The organism is Cellulomonas fimi, assembly GCF_028583725.1.
Taxonomy (GTDB): domain Bacteria; phylum Actinomycetota; class Actinomycetes; order Actinomycetales; family Cellulomonadaceae; genus Cellulomonas; species Cellulomonas fimi_B.
Genome location: NZ_CP110680.1, coordinates 4,294,340 through 4,313,809, shown reverse-complemented (window position 1 = coordinate 4,313,809; position 19,470 = coordinate 4,294,340). Strand labels below are relative to the sequence as shown.

14 protein-coding genes are annotated in these 19,470 nt (G+C 76.0%); 1 reads left to right on the top strand and 13 read right to left on the bottom strand.

What is annotated here, in order from left to right; all coding sequences use genetic code 11:
- Window positions 1-20 precede the first annotated feature (20 nt).
- Entirely contained in the window at window positions 21-2,708 is a 2,688-nt protein-coding gene (locus OOT42_RS19460) for a BTAD domain-containing putative transcriptional regulator (RefSeq protein ID WP_273652798.1), read from the top strand.
- Here the strand turns inward: OOT42_RS19460 and OOT42_RS19455 are convergent.
- The 13 genes from OOT42_RS19455 to OOT42_RS19395 form a co-directional block, all read right to left on the bottom strand.
- Window positions 2,635-4,266, bottom strand: coding sequence for a zinc ribbon domain-containing protein (locus OOT42_RS19455; protein WP_273652797.1), 1,632 nt, complete (start codon window positions 4,264-4,266; stop codon window positions 2,635-2,637). The two genes, OOT42_RS19460 and OOT42_RS19455, sit on opposite strands and share 74 nt — an antisense overlap.
- Window positions 4,263-4,820 (bottom strand): phage tail protein, encoded by a 558-nt coding sequence (locus tag OOT42_RS19450; protein WP_273652796.1) that lies wholly within the window; start codon window positions 4,818-4,820, stop codon window positions 4,263-4,265. Before OOT42_RS19450 ends, OOT42_RS19455 begins: the two co-directional genes overlap by 4 nt.
- Window positions 4,820-6,763, bottom strand: a complete 1,944-nt coding sequence (locus OOT42_RS19445; RefSeq protein ID WP_273652795.1) for a putative baseplate assembly protein — start codon at window positions 6,761-6,763, stop codon at window positions 4,820-4,822. Before OOT42_RS19445 ends, OOT42_RS19450 begins: the two co-directional genes overlap by 1 nt.
- Before the next feature lies 1 nt (window position 6,764).
- Complete coding sequence (locus OOT42_RS19440; RefSeq protein WP_273652794.1) at window positions 6,765-7,214, bottom strand: GPW/gp25 family protein; 450 nt, start codon at window positions 7,212-7,214, stop codon at window positions 6,765-6,767.
- Between the two features lie 11 nt (window positions 7,215-7,225).
- On the bottom strand, window positions 7,226-9,094 hold the full coding sequence (locus tag OOT42_RS19435) for a VgrG-related protein (protein WP_273652793.1): 1,869 nt from the start codon (window positions 9,092-9,094) through the stop codon (window positions 7,226-7,228).
- Entirely contained in the window at window positions 9,081-9,953 is an 873-nt protein-coding gene (locus tag OOT42_RS19430; RefSeq protein WP_273652792.1) for a LysM peptidoglycan-binding domain-containing protein, read from the bottom strand. Before OOT42_RS19430 ends, OOT42_RS19435 begins: the two co-directional genes overlap by 14 nt.
- Before the next feature lies 1 nt (window position 9,954).
- A complete protein-coding gene (locus OOT42_RS19425) occupies window positions 9,955-10,386 on the bottom strand; it encodes a phage tail protein (protein WP_273652791.1) in 432 nt (143 codons plus the stop codon).
- A gap of 40 nt (window positions 10,387-10,426) precedes the next feature.
- Window positions 10,427-13,873 carry a hypothetical protein gene (locus tag OOT42_RS19420; protein ID WP_273652790.1) on the bottom strand — a complete coding sequence of 1,149 codons (3,447 nt, stop codon included), beginning with the start codon at window positions 13,871-13,873 and terminating at the stop codon, window positions 10,427-10,429.
- Between the two features lies 1 nt (window position 13,874).
- Window positions 13,875-14,033, bottom strand: a complete 159-nt coding sequence (locus OOT42_RS19415) for a DUF6760 family protein (protein WP_013769342.1) — start codon at window positions 14,031-14,033, stop codon at window positions 13,875-13,877.
- Complete coding sequence (locus OOT42_RS19410) at window positions 14,030-14,491, bottom strand: hypothetical protein (protein ID WP_273652789.1); 462 nt, start codon at window positions 14,489-14,491, stop codon at window positions 14,030-14,032. The genes OOT42_RS19415 and OOT42_RS19410 overlap by 4 nt, the downstream gene beginning before the upstream one ends.
- Complete coding sequence (locus OOT42_RS19405; RefSeq protein ID WP_130782761.1) at window positions 14,491-14,940, bottom strand: phage tail protein; 450 nt, start codon at window positions 14,938-14,940, stop codon at window positions 14,491-14,493. The genes OOT42_RS19410 and OOT42_RS19405 overlap by 1 nt, the downstream gene beginning before the upstream one ends.
- Before the next feature lie 31 nt (window positions 14,941-14,971).
- The gene (locus OOT42_RS19400; protein WP_273652788.1) at window positions 14,972-16,543 is read right to left on the bottom strand and encodes a phage tail sheath family protein; all 1,572 of its coding nucleotides are present in this window, start codon (window positions 16,541-16,543) and stop codon (window positions 14,972-14,974) included.
- A 123-nt stretch (window positions 16,544-16,666) separates the two neighbouring features.
- Window positions 16,667-19,468 carry a phage tail protein gene (locus OOT42_RS19395; protein ID WP_273652787.1) on the bottom strand — a complete coding sequence of 934 codons (2,802 nt, stop codon included), beginning with the start codon at window positions 19,466-19,468 and terminating at the stop codon, window positions 16,667-16,669.
- Window positions 19,469-19,470 lie beyond the last annotated feature (2 nt).

Here is a 19,470-nt window from a genome sequence, read left to right as displayed (position 1 = left end):
GCGTGGTCAGGCGTGCGCTGATGCACCGGCTGGACGACGTCCTGACCACGCGGTGCGGTCTCGTCGTGGGCCCGCGCGGCTCCGGCAAGACGACCGTGATGCGGCAGTGGGCGCGGTCGAGCCGGCTGCCGGTGGTGTGGGGGCGCTGCACGCCCGCGGGGGTCGCGGTGCGGTCCGGGGCGCGCACCGAGGTGCTCGCGCCCGACGAGGTCGGGCGGACGGTCCTCGCGCGCGGCGCGCCGACGCTCCTGGTCCTCGACGACGCGCACGAGCTGCTCGTCGGCCGGGTGGAGGACGACCTGGAACGGCTGCTGCTGTCGTCGACGCCCGACGTGCACGTGCTGCTCGGGACGGTGCGGCGGCCCGCGTTCAGCCTCGCCCGGTCGGAGTTCCCGCCGCCGACGGTGCTCGACGCGGACGACCTGCGCCTGCGCGTCTGGGAGGTCGACCGGCTGTTCCGCGAGGTGTACGGGCACCCGCTCGCGCTCGACGACGTGGAGCTGCTGACGGACGAGACCGAGGGCTGGGCGGCCGCCGTCCACCTGTTCCACCGGTCGACGTCGGGCCTGCTCCCGGCGGACCGCCGCCGCGCGGTGCGCGGCCTCCCCACCGACACCGGGTACGTGCGCGACTACCTGGTCGACGAGGTGCTCGCGCCGCTCGACCGCGGCCAGCTCGACGTCCTGCACTGGGGCTCGGCGTTCGACGACCTGACCGCGCGCCGCGTCGCGGACCTCGTCGGGGGCGAGACCCCGACCGCCGACGGCGCTGCCGGCGTGCTGCGGGCCCTGGACCGCCGGTGGTCGCTCGCGCGGACCGACGACGGCGTCCGGTACCGCCTGCCACGTGTGCTGCGCCGGCACCTGCGCGCCGCGCACGCCGAGCACCTGGGCCCGGCGGCGACGCGCGCGTGGCGCGAGCGGGCGGTGCTCGTCGCCCGCCGCGACGAGCCGCCGGCGACGCCACCACCGCGCGGGTACGACACCGACTGGACGTCCACGGCCCTGCGCACGTGGGCGTCGGTCGTCCGTGCCGCGACGCACCGGGACCCGTTCGCGGGCGCGCGGTCGGCCGCCGCGCTCACGGGCGCGGACCGTGCGCTCGCGGAGGGCCTGTGCCTGGTGCTCGCGGGGGCGCAGCGGTCCGGCCGGGACGCGCTGCGCCGCGCCGCCGCCGACCCCGACGCGCCGCCCGCGCTCGCGCTGGGTGCCGCGCTCGCGGACGCCGTGCTCACGGTCGGGTCGCCGGGCCGGACGCTCACGACGCTCGACCGGGTGCACACGGCCGCGCGGGCGCACGGCCTGCCGTGGCTGGCGCGGCTCGCGCACGGTCTGGTGGTCGGCGCCGACGGCACCCGCACGGCCCGCGCGGAGGCGGCGGCGATCGCGGCGCGCGCCGAGCGGTCCGGCGACCCGTGGGGGGCCGCGCTCGTGCTGACGTGGGCGGCGCTCGCGGCGATGACCGCGGGGTCCGCCGAGACGGACGTGTGGGACGACCTCGACCGGCGGTGGCGCGATCTCGACGCGGCGGTCCCGGCGGCGTGGATGACGGCGTGCCGGGCGCTCGCCTCGGCCGCGCAGCAGCTCCCCGAGGCGCGCGAGGACGCGCGGACCGCCGAGGCCGTCGCGCGCACCGCGGGGTCGCCGGGCGCGCTCGCGTACGCGTACGCGGCGCTGGCCGCGACCGATCCCGACGGGGGCGCGGAGCTGCGGGCGTTCGCGGTCGCGACGGCCGAGGACCACGGCGTCGACGTGCGCCCGTGGGCCGTGCTCGACGCGACGAGCCCCGGCACACCCGGCACGCGTCCGCGGGCCGTCGACGACCCGGTCTGGGGTGGCGTGCCGCTGCTCGACGTGCGCTGCCTCGGCGAGTTCCGGCTGCGCGTCGACGGCGTCGACGCCGACCTGTCGGGCGTGCGCCCGCGCGCCCGCGCCGCGCTGCGGGTGCTCGCGCTGCACGCGGGGCGGCCCGTGCACCGCGAGCAGCTCGCGGAGGCGCTGTGGGGCGACCTCGACCCCCGGGCGGCGCTGCACAACCTGCACGTGAGCCTGTCGGCCGTGCGGCGTGCGCTCGAGCCGGGCGTGCCGACGCGCAGCAGCCGACTGCTCGTGCGGGACGGCGAGACGTACACGCTCGTGCTGCGGCCCGGGTCGACGAGCGACGTGGCGCAGCTCGACCGCGCGGTGCGCGAGGGGCGTCGCCGACGCGCGGTGGGTGACCACGCCGGGGCGCGCCACGAGCTCGGGCGGGCCGTCGACCTGTACACGGGCGACCTGCTGCCGGAGGACGGTCCCGCCGAGTGGGTCGTGGGGGAGCGCGAGCGGCTGCGTCTGACGGCGGCCGACGCGGCGGTGGAGCTCGCCGAGCTCGAGGTCGATCACGGGCGGTTCGACCGTGCCGTCGCCGCCGCGACGCGGGCCATCCGGCTCGACGAGTGCCGCGACCACGCGTGGCGGCTCCTCGTCACGGCGTTCACCGCGGCGGGCGACGCGGCCGCCGCGCACCGGGCGACGCAGGGCTACCGCGCGATGCTCGACACGCTCGGGGTGGCCGTGGGCGACGAGCCCGCCGCCGTGGCGGTCGGCGTCGTCCCGACGCCCCTGCGCGGCCCCGTGGGGCCGACCGGTCCGGCGGTCACGACCGCCCGCGGAACTCCACCTCCGCGATCGCCACGTGGGTCTCGGGCGTCGCGCGGTACGTGGAGCTGATCGTCAGTCGGACCGCCACGACGTCGTCGATCGAGGTCGCGACGGACTGCAGGCCGACACGGTCGGCGAGCGGCAGGTCGACGGTCTGCTGCGTGCCGGCCGACGTGGTCGCCGTGAGCGTGAGGACGCGCGGGCTCGACCCCTCGAGGAAGTCCTTCTCGACGTCCGACGCCCCGGGGATGACGAGCACGCGGGTCAGCCGGAACGGCTGCGCGAACGCCATGTCGACGAACTGCCCGACGCCGTCGCCGGGTACCGCGGGCGACCACGCGAGGTTCGTCGCACCGTCGCGGATCTGCGCGGCGGGCCGCTCGGGGAGCTCGCTCGACGCGGCGATCTGGGTGGGGTTCACCGCGGTGTTCCCCTGGAACCGGTCGAGCAGCGAGATGCGGGCCCGGTCGATCTCGGGGCGGAACGCGAGCACGGCGGCGACGATCGCGCCGATGACGACGATCGCGACGACGGGCCGCGTCGGGAACCGTCGCCGGCGCGGGGGCCGGTAGCCGGCGGCGCGTGCGGCCTTCGGGTCGGGGCGCCACAGCCGGCTCCACCACGACCGGCGCTGCGCGACGGGCGCGTCGGCGAGGCTCGTGCCGCAGCGGCGGCAGAACTTGCGGGTGGGCGCGTTGCCCGCGCCGCAGTGGCCGCAGACGAGGTCGCCCGGCGCGGGCGGGGCGTCGTCGGCCTTCGGGGCGGGGCGGGGCTTGCGCGGCGCCTGCGGCGTCCCCGGCCTGACGGCCGCCGGCTGCTGGGCGGCGACGGGAGCGGCCGGGCGGGCCGGGGGCGGGGGTGCGACGAGGGCGGCCGCCGCGGCGGTCCGCGCGGCACGCTCCTGCGCGGCCTTCTCCTCGGCGGCCTTGATCTCGGCCTCGCGCTCGGCGGCGGCCTTCTCCGCCGCGGCCTTGTCCGCGGCGGCGCGCGCCTCGGCGGCCTGCTGCGCGGCGGCGGCGTCGGCGGCGGCCTGACGGGCGGCCTCCTCGTCGCGGGCGGCCTTCTGCGCGGCGGCCTTCTCGGCGGCCGCGCGGTCCGCGGCCTCCCGCTCCGCGGCGCGGCGTTCGGCGGTCGCGCGTTCGGCCGCGGCCTGGTCGGCTGCGGCGCGCTCGGCCGCGGCCCGTGCCTCGGCGTCGCGCTCGGCGGCAGCGGCGCGCTCGGCGACGTCCTGCTCGGTGTCGGGGGCGGCGGCTGCGGCGACGGCCGGGTCGGATGCGTCGTCGCTCGCGGCAGGTACCGACGCGGTGCTCGGTGCCGGCGGGAGTCCGTCGGTCGCGGTCTGGTGGCGTGCCGTGGTGCGCGGCGACGGCACCTCGCGCGTGCTCGGGCCGGCGTCGGGTGCCCGCTCGACGCGTGGACCGGGGTCCGCGGGCGCCGGCTCGGCGAGGGGAGCGGGCGCGGGGGCCGGTGCGGTTCCGGCGACCGACGACGCGGCGGGTGCGGGGGCCGCGACGGCGGCCGGCTCCTCGACGACCTGGACCTCGTCCCAGTCGAGGTAGTTGCCGCACTCGCCGCAGAACTGCTCGTCGTCCTCGTTCCGGCTGCCGCACGACGGGCACACGATCATGAGGTCTCCTCCTCCAGGTCGAGCGTGAAGGGCACGTGCGCGGCGGTGACGGCGCCGACGACTCGCTCGACGCGCCGCCGGTCGACGGGACCGCTCGCGCGGACACGGACGAGCAGGCCGGGCACGGGCTCGCCGGGCACGGGGCCGCCCGGGGTCGCGGACCAGCCGGCGGCGCCGGTGTCCGTCACCTCGACGTCGCCGTCGACGACGAGCCGCACGGCCTCGGCGACGCCCCGTGCGGTGCCGCGCCAGCGGTGCACGGCGGACGCGTGCGCGACGACCTCGCGTCGCCGCTCGACGCTCCACGTCTGGTCGGGCTCGATGCCGACCCAGGCGCACAGCCACTCCAGGAAGTCGGCGGGCGCGAGGTACGGGTCGACGTAGGCGGCGAGCGCGTCGAGCGTGAGGTGGACGGGCGCGAAGGTGTCGTCGATCGCGGCGACGAACCGCAGCAGGAACTCGTCCTCCTGCAGCACGGCGGGCAGGCGGGTGCCGAGGGGGACGGGCGTCGTGAGCCCGTCGACCATGCCGCGCCGGCCGCGCACGTCGGGCATCAGTGCTTCGCCACCCTCACCTGGTGCCGGAAGGAGAAGACGAGCGCGTGCTTGTCGAGGTCGATGCGCTGGACGGCCTCGCCGCGTCGGCCCGTGATGGGGTCGGCGGCGAACAGCTTGACGTCCTCGACGAGCTCGGTGCCGGACAGCCGTTGCAGGACGGCGTAGACCTCGCCGGCCTGGACGGGCCGGCCGAACGGCCAGCCGTCGCCGTCGGGCCCGCCGGTGAGCGGGTCGAAGTACCGGTAGAGCGCACGCTCGGCCTCGGTTGCGAGGAGCGCCACGTCGGCCCGGGGGCGGGGGGACAGGCGCGCGACGACGGTGACGCCCTGGTAGAACGGCGGCTCGACGAGCACGCGCGCGCCGACGGGCCGGCGGTCGTCGAGGTGGTCGGCGATCGCGGCGAGCGTCTCCGCGGGCGGGACGAGGTCCTCGAACCGCAGCATCCCGGCGGCGTCGGGGACGGCGGTCGGCACGACGAGCACGCGCACCGCCCCGGCGTCGGCACCGTCGCCCGCGGCCACGGCCCGGACGCGGGCGACGCCGGTGGTCGCGTCGCGGGCGATCTCCTCGTAGTCCTCGGTCGTGACGGCCCGGTCGCGGACGCGCAGCGCGAGCGGCCCGCGCTCCTTCGCCTCGTCGACGGTCTCCGCGGCGACCCCGCCGACGGCGGCGCGACGGTTGGACACACGGTCGACGAACGGCACGGCACCGCGCAGCACCTGGATGGTCCCGGGCGCGACGTTCCCGTCGGGCCCGCCACCGGTGCGGTAGCGGGGCAGGCGCATCGGGGCGCCCTTCGGCGGGACGGCGCCGTACGCGCGGAGGGTGCCGTCGGCCTCCCGGACGGCGGGGGCGAGGTGCAGCGCGCCGGCGGCGCGGTCGACGAGGAACACCTGGTCGTCGGGCCCGTGCCCCGCGAACGACGTGACCTCGGTCCACGTGTCCCAGCCGGGCCCGGCGGCGACCTCCAGGGTCAGGGGCGGGCCCGCGACGACGGGCCCGTGCTCGAGCGGGAAGACCTGCGCGTACGTCCCCTCGGACAGCCCGACGACCTCGTCCTCGACGGTCGCCGCGTGCACGGCCGCGACGGTCCCGCCGATCGTGAACGCGCTCGCCTCACGCACCGTCGGCGACGCGGAGTAGCCCGTGTAGTCGGTGTCGGGCGGGACGACCCGGCAGCGCAGCCAGCCCGCGCGGCGGTCGGCGAGCACGTGCGCGGTGTGGGTCGGCGGGACGTGCAGCACGACGTCGCCGGGACGGTTGAGGCCGCCCGTGCCGTCGCTGTCCACGTCGCACGACACCCACGCGCGCCCGTCCCACGCCTCCCAGACGATCGGCGGGTGCCGGGGGTCGACGCCCACGCCCTGCACGTCGGAGTCGAAGCGCAGGACGACGACGCACGACGGGGCCGCGTCGTCGAGGCCGAGCAGCAGCACGTCGTCGAGCTGCGGGACGTCGGCGAACACGGGGAACGGCTCGCGGAACGACAGCTGCTCGTCGTGCGGGACGGGCTCGCCGCCGGGGCGCTGGGTCAGCACGTGCGTGAGCGACCGCGGGGGGATGCGCAGCTCGGCGGTCGTCGCGAACACGACGGGCTCCTCGCCCTCGGCGCGCTGGGTCGCGGACTCGGTGCCCTCGGGCACGACGACCGTCTCCGGCTGCGGCGCGGACAGCCACATCGTCACGTCGACGGTCGCCGCGCCGGCCGGGTGCAGCGTGACGCCCAGCAGGTCGAGGAACGCGACGTACAGCCGGTCGGGCACGCGGTTGAGCCGGTAGAACAGCTCGTCCGCCATGAACGCGACCGTCTCGATGAGCGTCACGCCCGGGTCGGACACGTTGTGGTCGGTCCACTCCGGGCAGCGCCGCTGCACCATGCGCTTCGCGTCGTCGACGAGGTCCTGGAACCGGCGGTCGTCGAGGTTCGGGGTGGGCAGCACGTCAGGCACCTCCGCCCGTCGGCCCGGCGGCGCCCGTGCCCGCGGGGGTGCCCGGGCGCTCGTCGGGGATCGTGTAGAAGGGGAAGACGAGGTTGCGGGGGTCGTTCGTGCCGCGCAGCGCGTACTGCACGTCGATGTAGAGCAGGCCGCGGTCGACCTCGTCGTAGCGCACGAGCACGTCCTGCAGGTCGATCCGCGGCTCCCACCGGTCGAGCGCGACGCGCACGGCGTCGGCGATCGCGCCCGCCGTCGACGCGTCCGCCGGGGCGAACACGTAGTCGTGCGCCGCGCAGCCGAACTCGGGACGCATGGGCCGCTCGCCGGGGGCCGTCGCGAGGATCAGGCGGATGCTCTCCTCGATCTCGCGGCCCTCACGGGACAGCGCGATGCGGCCCGTCGCGTCGGTGCGCACGGGGAACGCCCACCCGGCACCGATGAACTCCTGGCCCACGACGCGCCCCCTCAGTTGATCTTCACGAGCGAGCCGCGGACGGTCGTGATGCCGGACGCCGACAGCTCGGCGGTGCCCTGCGCGGCGACCTTGACGACGGCGCCCTTCACGTCGGTGGTCGCGGTGCCCTCGATGGTCACCTTGGGCCCCTTGACCATGACGGACTTCGAGCCCTCGAGCGTCACGTCGAGACCCTTGACGGTGACCGCGCCGGTCTTGCTCGTCACCGACACGTCGTTCTGCGCGGTGACCGTCGCCGCCTTCTTCGCGGTGACCGTGACCGGACCCTCCGAGATGATCTCGATCGCCGCGTCCGGCTTCTGGACGAGCCGCACCTTCTGCGCGCCCGCGTTCGTGGAGATGGTCAGCTCCTCGCCGTCCGGCTTCTCCAGGTGCTCGACGCGCATCCCCGTGCGGGACACGAAGACGCGCTTCTGGATCTTGCCGTCGGTGCCGCCGACCTGGTCCTTGTCGGGCGCGTCCTTGCCGTTGTAGAGCCCGCCGAGGACGTACGGCTGCGCGAGGTCGCCCTCGGCGAACGCGACGAGCACCTCGTCGCCGACCTCCGGCAGCAGGCCGGTCCCGCGCGACGCGCCTGCACCCGGCTGCACGACGCGCGCCCACCCCGACTCGTACGTGTCGGAGTGCACGGGCAGCTTGACCCGCACGCGGTTGAGCGACTCCGGGTCCTTCGCGTCGGTGACGATCGCCGGCATCACCCCGAGCGTCGGCGTGCGACCCGTCGGCCCGCCCGCCGCACCGATCCCGCCGCCCGACGACCCGAGCACGGTGCCGAGCAGCGACCGCTCCGATGCGCCTGCCACCGTGAAGGACGTGACGTACCCGCGCTCGGCGTCGAAGTCGTGCCGGACCGACGTGAGCACGTACTGGCCGTCGAACGGCGACCCTATGCCGCGCACCGCGACCGACCCTCCCGCGAGCAGCGTCGGGTTGCCGTGCACCGCACCCTCGAGCTCGGCGAACCCGCCCGCGATCCGGTCCGCGAGCGCCTTGGCGCGCGCCGTCACCGCCGACTGGGTCCCGAGCCGCGACGCCGGCTCGACCAGGGTCGGCCCGCCGAACTTCTTCGCGAGCTTCACGGGGTCCGCGTCGGCGAGCTGCGCGCTCACGGTCGACGCGGTCGCCGTGCCCACGAGCGCCTTCTTCTGCTTGACGTCCCAGCTGCGCACCTGCACGTCCGGCACCTGACCTGCGGCGGTGACCGTCGCCCGCAGCCACTGCAGGTTGACGCCCGCCTCCAGCACGAGCGGGTCCTTGCGCGCCTCGCCGCTCGTCGCGGGCGCGGCCGTCGCCTCGGCGGGCGGACCGGCGTGCAGCTTGCCGTCGACGACGCGCACGACCCAGCCGAGCTCGTCGGCGAGCGTCGACACGAACGTCCAGTCGTCGACGTCGTCCTGCACGGCGTGCTCGATGACGGCGCCCTCGGACGACACCGTCCCGACCGTCAGGCCCGCACGCTGCGCGACCTTGCGGACGATCTCGCCCGGCTTCATCGTCCGGTACGCCTCCATCCGGCGGCCCCGGAAGAGGCGGTGCGACACGTCGTAGCCGCGCACGGTCGTGTACAGGCCCTCCGGGTCGAGCTCAGCCTCGACCGCCGTGACCTCGCCCTTGAGCAGCGGCTTCGGGCCGCCCGGCCCGCTCGCCTGCACCTGGAGCTCGACCTTCGCGCCGATCGTGAAGCCGCCCTTCGCGAGGACCGTCCCGTGCTCGTCGGAGAACCGCAGCACGAACAGGTCCGGCACGCTGCGCGCGCTGTCGACGTACCCGGACACCAGCAGCGGCGCGACGTCCGCCGGCAGCGGTGCTCCGTCGACCGACACCAGCAGCGTCGCGCTGTGCTCCTCACCGAACGGCACCGGCCACCTCCCTGTCCCGGCGGGGCGCGGGCGTGACCGCGGGTGCGCCCGGCCTCGGCGTCGTCAGCGGCGTGCGCGGCGCGGTCGGGGCCGCTGTGCGCAGCAGCTCGTCCGCCGTCGGCAGCAGCAGCCGCCGGCCCGGGCGCAGCCGCGCCGGGTCGTCGATGCCGTTCACGTCCGCGACCGCGCGCCACAGCGCCGCGTCCCCGTACTCCTGGTACGCGACCCCCGGCAGCGTGTCGCCCTGCACCACGACGTGCTCGCGGTGCGGCACCCGGCCGCCCGACGTCGGGTTCGTGCCCGGCGGCTCGCCCGCGAGCTCCTGCAACGTCACCGTGCACACCGCCCGCACCGGCAGCCCCGCCGGCGTGAACAGCGTGTACTTCACCTGCACCTGCTCGATGTACGCGAGGAAGCCCGTCAGGCCGCCCCACGAGAACTTGACCCACGGCGGCGAGTCCTTCTTCTGCCCGTGCGACGCGTCCGTCGGTACGCAGCACTTGAAGAGCTGCTCGACGGTCTTCACGACGGACCCGTCCTGCTTCTTGCCCGGGTCGAAGAACACCGACTCGTCGAGGAACATCTCCAGCGTCAGCTTCGACGGCTGCGGCCCCTGGTACTGCGGCGGGCTCGACCGCGTGCTGCCCTTCGTCGTCGGGCGCGTCCACTTCGCCGACTTCTGGAGCGTCAGCTCCTTCGGGTTGAACTGGAACGCGACCGACCCGATGAGCGGCCCCGGCTTGTCCAGCGCACCGTCCTTCGACGGCTCGTGCAGGTCGAGCTTCGCGTGCGTCAGCGTCGACGCGCCCGCCGGTGCCGCGGAGGCCGCGCTCGCGTTGAACCCCGTCGCCGAGCCCATCTCACGACCCCTTGCCGAAGCCGTGGTGCGCGAGCTCGAGCGTCTCCGTCACGACCTTCGTCGTGTCCGGCGTCAGCGACGGCCCGGTCCACCGGATCGGCACGACGCCCTGCAGCGTCCAGCGCACGACCTTCGTGCCGTCCGTCGTGCGCGCCTCGATGCTCGCCGTCGTCGCCACCAGGCCCTGGCTGACCGTCGAGAGCCACGCCATGACGTCCGCGGTCTCCTTGCCGAGCGGCCGGGTCAGCTTCACGTTCGGGTACTTCACGCGCGTCGGCAGCTGCCAGACCCCCGTGTTGAAGCCGCCCTCCTCGCGGCTCTCCACGACGACCTCCAGCCCGAGCCCCTCGCACGAGCTGAACGCGCCGAGCTTGTGACCGTCGACCGTCACGAAGTACTGCAGCCCGACGGCTGTCGCGGTGTCCTCCAGCACGGGTCCCTCCTCTCGGTCGTCGTCACGCCCTGCTCGTCGTTCACCGGTCGATCCGCGTGCCGCGGCGCTCGCGGTCCACGAGGAGCTGCCCGCGGACCCGGCGCATCAGCGGCGTCATGAGGCGCCGTGCCAGCTCGTCCAGGTCGGCCGGGGTGGCCGCCGCGAACGGCGAGGCCCCCGACGACTCCGGTGCCGCGCTCGCCGCGTCGGGCGCGACGACCGGTGCCGGGGGCGGGGGCGGCGGGGCGGCGTCCTCGGCGCGCTGGACCGTCGGCGGCGTGCTCGGCGTGCTCGGCGGCTCCGTGGTGCTCGCCGTCGGCGCACGCTCGGCGCGGCGCTGGACCACCGCGAGCTCCGCGGGCGCCGCGTCGGCGCCGTCGGGCGTCCCGACCCGGCCCGGCGCGACCGGGGTCGTCCCGACCGCTGTGGCCCCGACCGCTGTGGCCCCGACCGGTGTCGTCGTGCGGGCCACCGTCAGGCCGACCGGCGCCCCGGCGCCGCCTGGGGAGAGGGGTGCCGGGGGCCGGTCGGTGGTCGCGCGCACGCCCCGGGCGGTCGCGGCTGCGGCGTCCGCCACGGGGCCGGACCGCGACGTCGCGGCGGTCGAGCGCTGGAGCACCGTGAGCGGGCCGGGCACCGGGGAGCCGGGCGCAGGGGAGCCGGGCGCCGACGGGACCGTGAACGCACCACCCTCCGCCGTCCAGGGGCCGGCGTCGTCCGGGTCGGTGGCCGCCGCGGGCGGCGACGCGACCGCCCCGGGCCCGGCGAAGCCCGTCCCGGCGACCGGGTCCGCCGGGTGCGACGCGCCGTCCGCACGCCGCGCGACGACGGCACCCGCCGACGCGCCACCGGGCGCACGGTCGAGCGCAGGGGCCGACACCGTCGAGCCCGCCGCCCGCTCCGGTGCGGGTGCGGGTGCGCCGAGGACGGCGCGCTGGACGGGCACGGCTCGACGGCCCGCGGGGCGGCCCGCGAGCAGCGTCGGGGACGGGCGGACCGTGAGCTGGACGGCGACTGGTGCGCCCGCGAGCAGGGGACCGACGTGCAGCGTGCGTGTCGGGGTCGACGGCGCTCCCGGACCCGGACCGGGGCCCGGACCGGTCGGGCCCGTCGGTCCGGTGGCGGCGTCGGTCGGCCCGTCGGCGGTGCTCGGACGGTCGGCGCTGCTCGGGCCGGGCGCGGGCGGTGCGGCATCCGGGGGTGTGGGCGCGAGCGACGCGGTCGGCCCGGCGGGCTCGGAGGTCGTCCCCGTCGACCGCTGGACGGACGTCGACGGCGTGACGACCGCGAGGTCGACGGCGGCACCCGGACCGTGCGCGGTCGCGCCGGGACGTGGCGCGTCCGGCGCCCGGTCCGCGTCGTCGAGCGCCGTGAGGGGTGCGGTGCCGCCCAGCGTGGGGGCGGAGTCCGTGACGTCGACGGTGCTCGTGCCCGGATCCGCCGAGTCGACCCGGGACGCCGCGGCCGTGGACGCGTCGGGCTCGCTCGCCGGGTCCGCTCGGCGGGCGGCGGACTCCCCGCCGCCCGGGCCCGCGGTGCCGGGGAGTCCCGGGGACGCGTCGGTCGCGGGGGAGGGGGCCGCGGGGGCGGACGCCGACGACAGGGCCTGCACGCTCGCGGAGGGCGCAGGGGACGTCGCGGCACCGCCGTGCCCGCTCGGCGCCTCGTCACGACGGCCCGCGAGGGAGGGCGTCGCCGCGGCCGTGGGTGCCGGACCGCGGGACGTCGCGCCGCCCGAGCCGGCGGCTGAGGCGTCGGTCCGGCGCTGGGCGACCGGCAGCGCCTCCGTCGACGGGTGCCGGGGACCCTCGGGCACGACGGGCGCCGGTGCGTCCGTGCCCCGGGCGTCGGACGTCGACGCCGACGTGCGCGACGACGGGTCGGTGCCGAGCGCTCCGAGCGCGCCCGACGGTTCGCCCACCACCCGCTGGACGCTCGGCGCGTCCGGACCGGTACCGGTCGCGGGTGCGCCGCCACCGGACGACGACGCCGCGTCCGGGGAGGTCGTGGCGCCGACGCCGGAGGCGCCGGGCGTCTCGCCGGGCGCCGCGGCCACGTCACCGGCCGCCGTACCGGCGTCACCGATCGACGAGCCCGCGCCGCCCATCGTCGTGCTCCCGCCGCCGTCGCTCGGGGCGGTCCCGCCTCCGACCGGCTCGGCAGAGACCCGATCGCCGCCGGCCGTGAGGGCGCCACCGGGGTCGGAGGAGGGCGGCGACACGCGTCGCGCAACGTCGAGCGAGGGTGCGCTCGCGGCGGACGGCGGGTCGACGGGCACGGCCGGCGCGTCGCCGGCGGGGTCGCCTCCGCCGTCCGGGGCCGTGCTCGACCGCTGCACGACGCCGTCGCCGGACGCGGGGACGGGGCCGCTCGACCGCTGCACGACGCTGTCGCCGGACGCGGGGCCCGGGCCGGGACCTGCCGACGGTGGCGCGGTGGCGGGCGTCGACGGCGGTGCGACAGGCGATCCCGACGGGGGAGAGGCCGTCGGGCTCCCGGCGCCGCCGGCGCCGGGAGGAGAGGACGTCGTCGGGGCGTCGCCGGAGGCCGACCGTGCGACGGTCGCGCCGCCGTCGGGTCCACCACTGCCGGTCTCGGCCGACCGTCCGACCGCTGCCGCGCCCTCTCGGTCCGCGCGAGCCGACCCGCGTTCGGACGAGACCTCCCGCTGCACGAGCGGCAGGTCGGGCGGCGTCGCGGGGAGCGGCGACCGGCTGATCGGCGCCCCGAGGCCGACACGGCGCTGCACGGCGGCGGACCCGTCCGGTCGCGCGGGCGTGGCGGGCGTCGTGGTCGGGGCGGGTGGCGTCACGGAGCCGATCGGCACGGTCGTCGCGCCACCGTCACGCCACGACCCGTCGGCGGCACCGTCGGGCGCGTCCGGCGCGGCCCAGCCGTCGGCCGTCCACCCGTCGCCGGACGGCGCGGGGACGGCGACGGGTTCCGGAGCGAGGTCCGGCGCGGTGACAGGCGTGTCCGGCGCCGGTGGGTCCACGGGCACGGCCCGCAGTCGTGGCGTTCCCACCGGCGCCGAGTCGAGGGCCACCAGGCCACCCGTGCGGCGCTGCACACGAGCAGCGGCACGCGGGGCGGGCGGCAGGACCGTGAGGTCGACGTCCGCCGACCGCTGGACCGGCGGGGCGGACCGGTCGCCGTCGCCGTCGACGATCCCCGAGGGCGCGCGGTGGTCGACGACGTGCGTCATGGGACCGGTGAACCGGGGCCCGGAGCGGGTCGGCAGGTCCGCGAGGAAGGCGATGGGGCGGCTGGTCAGCTCGACGGGCCCGACCGTGCGCTGCAGGGGCGGCAGGAACGCCCACCCGGCGGTGGACTCGCGCGCCACGGGCGCGGTGACGGCCGGGGCGCTCGTCGGCGCGTCGCCGGACCCGGGCGGCGTCGACACCGCGCTCGCGCCGGTCCCCGCCGGACGCGCCCCGGGGTCGGCGACCGGCGGGACGCGACGGTCCCGCTGCCACGGCCAGCGCACGTCAGCGCTCCTCGCTCATGCGACGGTTGATCGCCGCGATCTCCTGGACGTAGGCCAGCCGCTGCGGGTGCTCGAGGTCGAGGATCTCGTCGTGGGACCAGTGGAAGTGGTAGGCGACGTACGCGACCTCCTCCCGGATGCGGGCCGGCGCGTACGTCACGATTCCCCCAGGCGCCCACCGGAGATGTCGACGTCGAAGCGGTGCTGGCACGACGGGCACGTGACGGCGGCGCGCGTGTGCCCCTCGGCGTTGATGCGGCGGTACAGGTCCTGCAGGAACGCGACGTCGGACGCGAACATGTTCTCGACGACGCTCTGCGTGACCGCGCCGAGGGTGCCGAGCGACGTGATGACGCGGCTCAGCAGCACGACCGTCGTGTAGGCCGGGTTCTCCTGCACGCGCGCGTCGTACAGCGGCAGCAGCTCGTCACGCGCCGTCGCGAGCCGCATGGTGCCGTGCCGGTGCAGCACGCCGTCGCCGTCCAGGTACCCGCGCGGGAGCTGGAAGTCGAACTCGGTGCGCAGCGCGTCCCGCCGGACGGCCGAGGCCGACGGTGTGCCCGTGGGCACCTCGTCGACCTCGGGCTCGTCCAGCTGGACGGGCAGGGAGCGTCGCATCAGGCGAACTCCATCTCGTCCCAGCAGACCGTGAACGTCTCGGAGAGCGGCTCGGTCGACCCGGCCTTGAGGGTGCCGCCGAGCTCGACGTCCTTGACCCAGACGTTGCGGAAGTTCATCCGCTTGAGCAGCTGGTTGTCGGACGTGTAGATCGCGACCTCGGCCGTCTTGCGGGCGTCGGCGAGCTTGCCCTCGAAGACCGCCTTGAGCCAGTCGGTCACGGTCGTGGAGTCCGTCAGGCCGCGCTTGACCTTGAACTCACCGGCCTTCTGCCGGCCCATCATCTGGCGCGTGACGAACTTCCCGTCCGACGCCTGCTGCTGGTACGTGACCTTGTCGACCTCGGCCTTGAGGCCGCTGACCTCCATCACGTGCGGGACCTGGATGCCGTCGATCTTCACCGAGAACGAGTACGCGGTGGCGAGATCGAAGGTGTCGGGAAGCGCCATGGTTCACCTTCCTTCTGGTCGTGGGGACCGGTCACTCGCCGACGAGGCTCGTGCCGCCGGAGAACTGGGACAGCTGGAAGATCACGAACTCGGCGGGCTTGACCGGCGCGACCCCGATGCGACAGGTGACCTGACCCGCGTCGATCGCCTCGGCGGGGTTGGTCTCCCGGTCGCACTGGACGAAGAACGCCTCCTCGGGGCTGAGCCCGAACAGGGCGCCCTTGCGCCACTCGTTGACCAGGAACGCCGCGATGGTGCGACGGATCCGTGCCCACAGGGCGTCGTCGTTCGGCTCGAACACGACCCACTGGGTGCCGATGAGGATCGACTCCTCCAGGTAGTTGAAGAGCCGCCGCACGTTGACGTACCGCCAGGCCGGGTCGGACGACAGGGTCCGGGCGCCCCAGACGCGCACCCCGCGGCCCGGGAACGTGCGGATCGCGTTGATCCCCACCGGGTTGAGCAGGTTGTGCTCGGCGCGCGTGATCTGCGTCTGCAGCGTGATCGCGCCGCGGACGACCTCGTTCGCGGGCGCCTTGTGCACGCCGCGGGTGTCGTCGTTGCGCGCCCAGATGCCGGCCATGTGGCCCGACGGCGGCACGAACTTGTTCGAGCCCGACGCGGGGTCGAACACCTTGATGTACGGCCAGTACAGCGTCGCGTACTTCGAGTCGTACCCGGCGGTGTCGACGCGCCAGTCCTTGATCGCCTGCGGGCCGAGCCCGGGCGGCGGGTCGAGGATCGCCATGCGGTCGCCCATGAGCTCGCAGTGAGCGATCACGGCGAGCTGGACCGCCTGGAACGTCTCCAGGTCGATCGCGCCCTGCTCCAGCGCCGCGACCAGGTCGGGCACCGCGACGATCGTGACCTCGTCGATCGCCTCCAGGCCCGAGAAGCCCGTGCGGTCGGCCGCGTCGCCGATGTAGTCGTCCGCGCCCAGGTCGCCGGTCGCGGGCGGCTCGGGCTCGGGCTCCGGCTCGATCAGGTCGGCGACGCCCTTGTCGGGCTTCACGAGCGCGCTGCCGCTCGCGAGCTCCTCGATCGTGATGAGCTTCGACTGCGTGTTGACCTTCGTCGCGACGTTGTCGTCGCCACGCTTCGTCGTGACGTTGTCGTACGTCTCGGTCGCCTTGCCGTCGACCAGGACCACCAGCTTGAAGTGGTCGTCGGGCGGGTTCTCGCCGCCCGGCTCCGCGACCTCGACGCTCAGCTTCTTCGTCTTCGGCGCCTTGTCCGCGGCGGACACCCGGTACGCGCCGAGCACCGCCTGCGGCACCGCCGGCAGCGCCTTGGGCGACGTGCGGGTCCGCGGCTGGGCGTCCGCGTCGTCGGCGGCACCGTCGGTGCCGATCCGCACGATGTACGCGTTCGAGCCGCCGTTGAGGAAGTACCCGTACACGGAGTGTGCGAGGTACGAGTTCGGCAGGAAGTCGCCGAACGTCTCGGCGTACTGGGTCCAGTTCGAGACGAGCGTCGGCGTGTTGAACGGTCCCTTCGCCGCCAGGCCGACGAACGCGGCGACGGACGTCCCGACCCCCTCGATGGGCCGGGTGCCCGCCTCCACCTCCTCGACGTAGACGCCGGGTGACAGGTAGGTCGGCATGTCCCCTCCTTCGGGCACAGGGAGTCGTGTGTCCCAGCCTGGGACGGGACCCGTCGGCGGTCCCGTCCGCCCGGACGCTCGGAAGGGAACGGGTGTTGCCCGATCGGGCGTCCGCAGGCGACGTCAGATCCGCCGGAGCCAGATCGCGACGATGTCGTGGACCTGCCGGGTGGCGGCGTCGGTGATCTCCGCGGGTCCGGGGTGCACCGGGTGGGTGTAGCCCTTCGCTGCGTGGTCGTCGGCGACCGCCCGCGCCGTGAGCCGCACGCGCGGCGCGAGGATGTACGGCAGCAGCTCCGCGAACCGGCGCTGACGTTCCGGCGCCTTGTTCGCCTCCCGTTCGACGAACCGCCGGTAGCCCTCCTCGTCACCCTCGAAGCGCTCGCGCGTCTCCTGCGCCTTCCTGCTCGACCCTTCGAGCCGTCTGCTGCCGACCGTCGAGAGCTGCCGTAGCTGACGGATGACGTACGAGTCCTCGTCGAGCGTCCCCGACCCTTCGTGCGTCTTGAGGCTCGCCGCGGACCGGTAGATGAGGACGACGTGCTGCTCCCGGTACTCGCTCTCCGTCATCGGGGGCAGGCCGGTGTTGACGAAGAGGTAGGAGATCGTCTTCGAGGGGATGACGTGCTCGCCCTCGAACAGGCCCCGGGTCTGGTCCGTGACCTGGGAGCCCTTCGCCGAGTAGCGGACGACCGCGCCCAGCCCAGCAGGGGCGTTGCCACGGTCACCGGGCCGCGTCGCACCCGCCCACGAGAACCGCGTGAACAGGCCGACGACGACCGACGCGAGCTGGTCGAGCCGGGCGCTCGCGGTCGCGTCGGCTCCCTGCCGCCGAGCCGCGATCGCCGCCTCGGCCTGCCGGACGGCCGCGAGCAGTCGGTCCGCCTCCTGGACGACGACCGCGCGCGGGCGTTCCGGGGTCTCCGGCTCGCGCAGGAGCGCCTCCCTGCGCCGTTCGACCTTCGCGGACAGCCGTTCCTGCACGCTCGCCATCGAGATGTGGCCCGTCTGGGGATCTGCGATCAGGGTGTGGTCCTCACCGGCGATCGAGATGCGGCGGCGGACGATCCCCAGCCGCTCCCCGACGGCCCGCGCCGCCGCACCCGCACGGGCCGTCGCGCCGCGGATCGCGCCGCCCACGCGGGACGTGACGCCGCGGACCGCGCCGCCGACACGGCGGGCGAGGCCGGCGATCCAGCCGACGACGCGGTCGAGCGCGCCGTCGATGACGGTGCGGACCCGCTGGATGATGTTCCGCACCGGCGCGGCGATGTCGCCGAGGCCGATGAGACGCGAGAGGAAGCCGAGGACGACGGGGACGGTGCGGCCCAGGGCGTTCTCGACGGCGGTCATCGCGCTGCCGAGCGAGCCGGACGCGATCGCGGAGATCGAGTCGAACACCGCGTTCGCGAGGGCACCGAGCTGCTGCGCGCGCTCGATGAATAACTGCACGGTGTTGTAGACGGCGATGATCGCCTGGATGACGGCCCCGGCGGGGTTGAACATCGAGATCAGCTTGGTGATCGCGGCGCCGACGACGCTGTTCGCGACCCAGTCCCGGATGCCGCCGACGACGGTCTCGACGAGGCCCGACGTGAACTGCGCGATGCGGCTGGTCAGCGCGGACAGGCCGCGCTCGCGGACCTCGCCGACGACCTCGACGGTCTGCTCGATGCCGTTCATGGCCCGCTCGCCGACGACGCCGACGATCCGCCCGCGGACGTTGGCCCAGGTGAGGCCGAGGAGCTCCAGGGCCATGCCGAGGACGCCGCTCAGGTCGAACCTCGCGGGGATCCGGACGAGCCCGCCGAGCGCACCGGTGAGCCACCCGATCAACCCGGTGCGCAGGTGCCGCCCGATGTTCGTCATGAACTGGCCGAGGCCCCCGCGGACGGCGGCGACGAGGTTGCCGGCGAACCCGACGGGGTCACGCAGGATCGTCTGGAACACGTCGCCGGCCCGGCGGACGATGCCCATCACCTGGGCGCCCGCCCCGCCCGCGGCGGTCATCGCGCCCTCGAACACGAACTCGGCGACCTGGGTGACGGCACCGGTCGCGAAGTCGCGGAGGCGCGCGAGCGGCGGGCCGAAGATCGTCGACAGCCGCGCCCACGCACCCGCGGGGTCGAGCAGGTCGGTGACGGAGAGCGCGTCCCAGGCGCGGCTGAACAGCCCGCGGATCGTCTCCCACGTGAGCCCGAGCCGCGGGATCTCCTGCTCGAACCACGCCCCGGCCCGTTCGACGGCCCCCGAGTCGCGCAGCTGCTGCCGCAGCGCGTCGCCGCGGGGGACGAGGCCGAGGAACCCGTCGATGATCGCCGTGGCCGTGCGCGGCACGGCCTGACCGGTCACGGGGTCGCGCGCGAGGACGACGCACAGGAGCTCGTACCCCGGCATGCGGCGCGCGTAGTCGCGGACCGTCTGGAGCGCCGCGTCGCGCACCCCTCCGGCGGCGCCCGCCGCCGCGTCGACGACGTCGTCGAGCAGGCCGCGCTGCACGGTGGCGGGTGTGACGGCGGGTGCGTCGACGGTCGTGTCGGTCGGCGTCGCGGCGGCCGCGTCGACGGTCGTGCCGGTCGGCGTCGCGTGGCCCTGGCCCGGACGTGCGGCGGGTGACGGCGCTTGACGGGCCGGGTCGGGGATCCGCGCGGGCGCGGGGCGCGGCGGGCGCAGGGCGGCGGCGACCGCGGCGTTGCCCGCGAGCCGCTGCAACCGCAGCAGGTCCGCGGGCCGGGTCGCGACGCGGGCGGACCCGCGCGCGGTGTCGGGCGCGACGGCGACGGGCTCGAGCGGACGGTCCGACGACGCGACGGCGGACGGGGCGAGGGCCGGCGGCCCGGGGGATGCGTCGACCCGCGCGACGGGCGGCCGGCGGTCGACGCGCGGGTCGTGCTCGGCCCCGCGCGGATGAGCGTGGCCCGGCACGG

Excerpts from the sequence above, each read along its gene's own strand:
- OOT42_RS19460 (WP_273652798.1), top strand. The coding sequence starts at position 21 with ATGCACCGGCTGGACGACGTCCTGACCACGCGGTGCGGTCTCGTCGTG.
- OOT42_RS19455 (WP_273652797.1), bottom strand. The coding sequence starts at position 4,266 with ATGATCGTGTGCCCGTCGTGCGGCAGCCGGAACGAGGACGACGAGCAG.
- OOT42_RS19450 (WP_273652796.1), bottom strand. The coding sequence starts at position 4,820 with ATGCCCGACGTGCGCGGCCGGCGCGGCATGGTCGACGGGCTCACGACG.
- OOT42_RS19430 (WP_273652792.1), bottom strand. The coding sequence starts at position 9,953 with ATGGGCTCGGCGACGGGGTTCAACGCGAGCGCGGCCTCCGCGGCACCG.
- OOT42_RS19410 (WP_273652789.1), bottom strand. The coding sequence starts at position 14,491 with ATGCGACGCTCCCTGCCCGTCCAGCTGGACGAGCCCGAGGTCGACGAG.
- OOT42_RS19405 (WP_130782761.1), bottom strand. The coding sequence starts at position 14,940 with ATGGCGCTTCCCGACACCTTCGATCTCGCCACCGCGTACTCGTTCTCG.
- OOT42_RS19400 (WP_273652788.1), bottom strand. The coding sequence starts at position 16,543 with ATGCCGACCTACCTGTCACCCGGCGTCTACGTCGAGGAGGTGGAGGCG.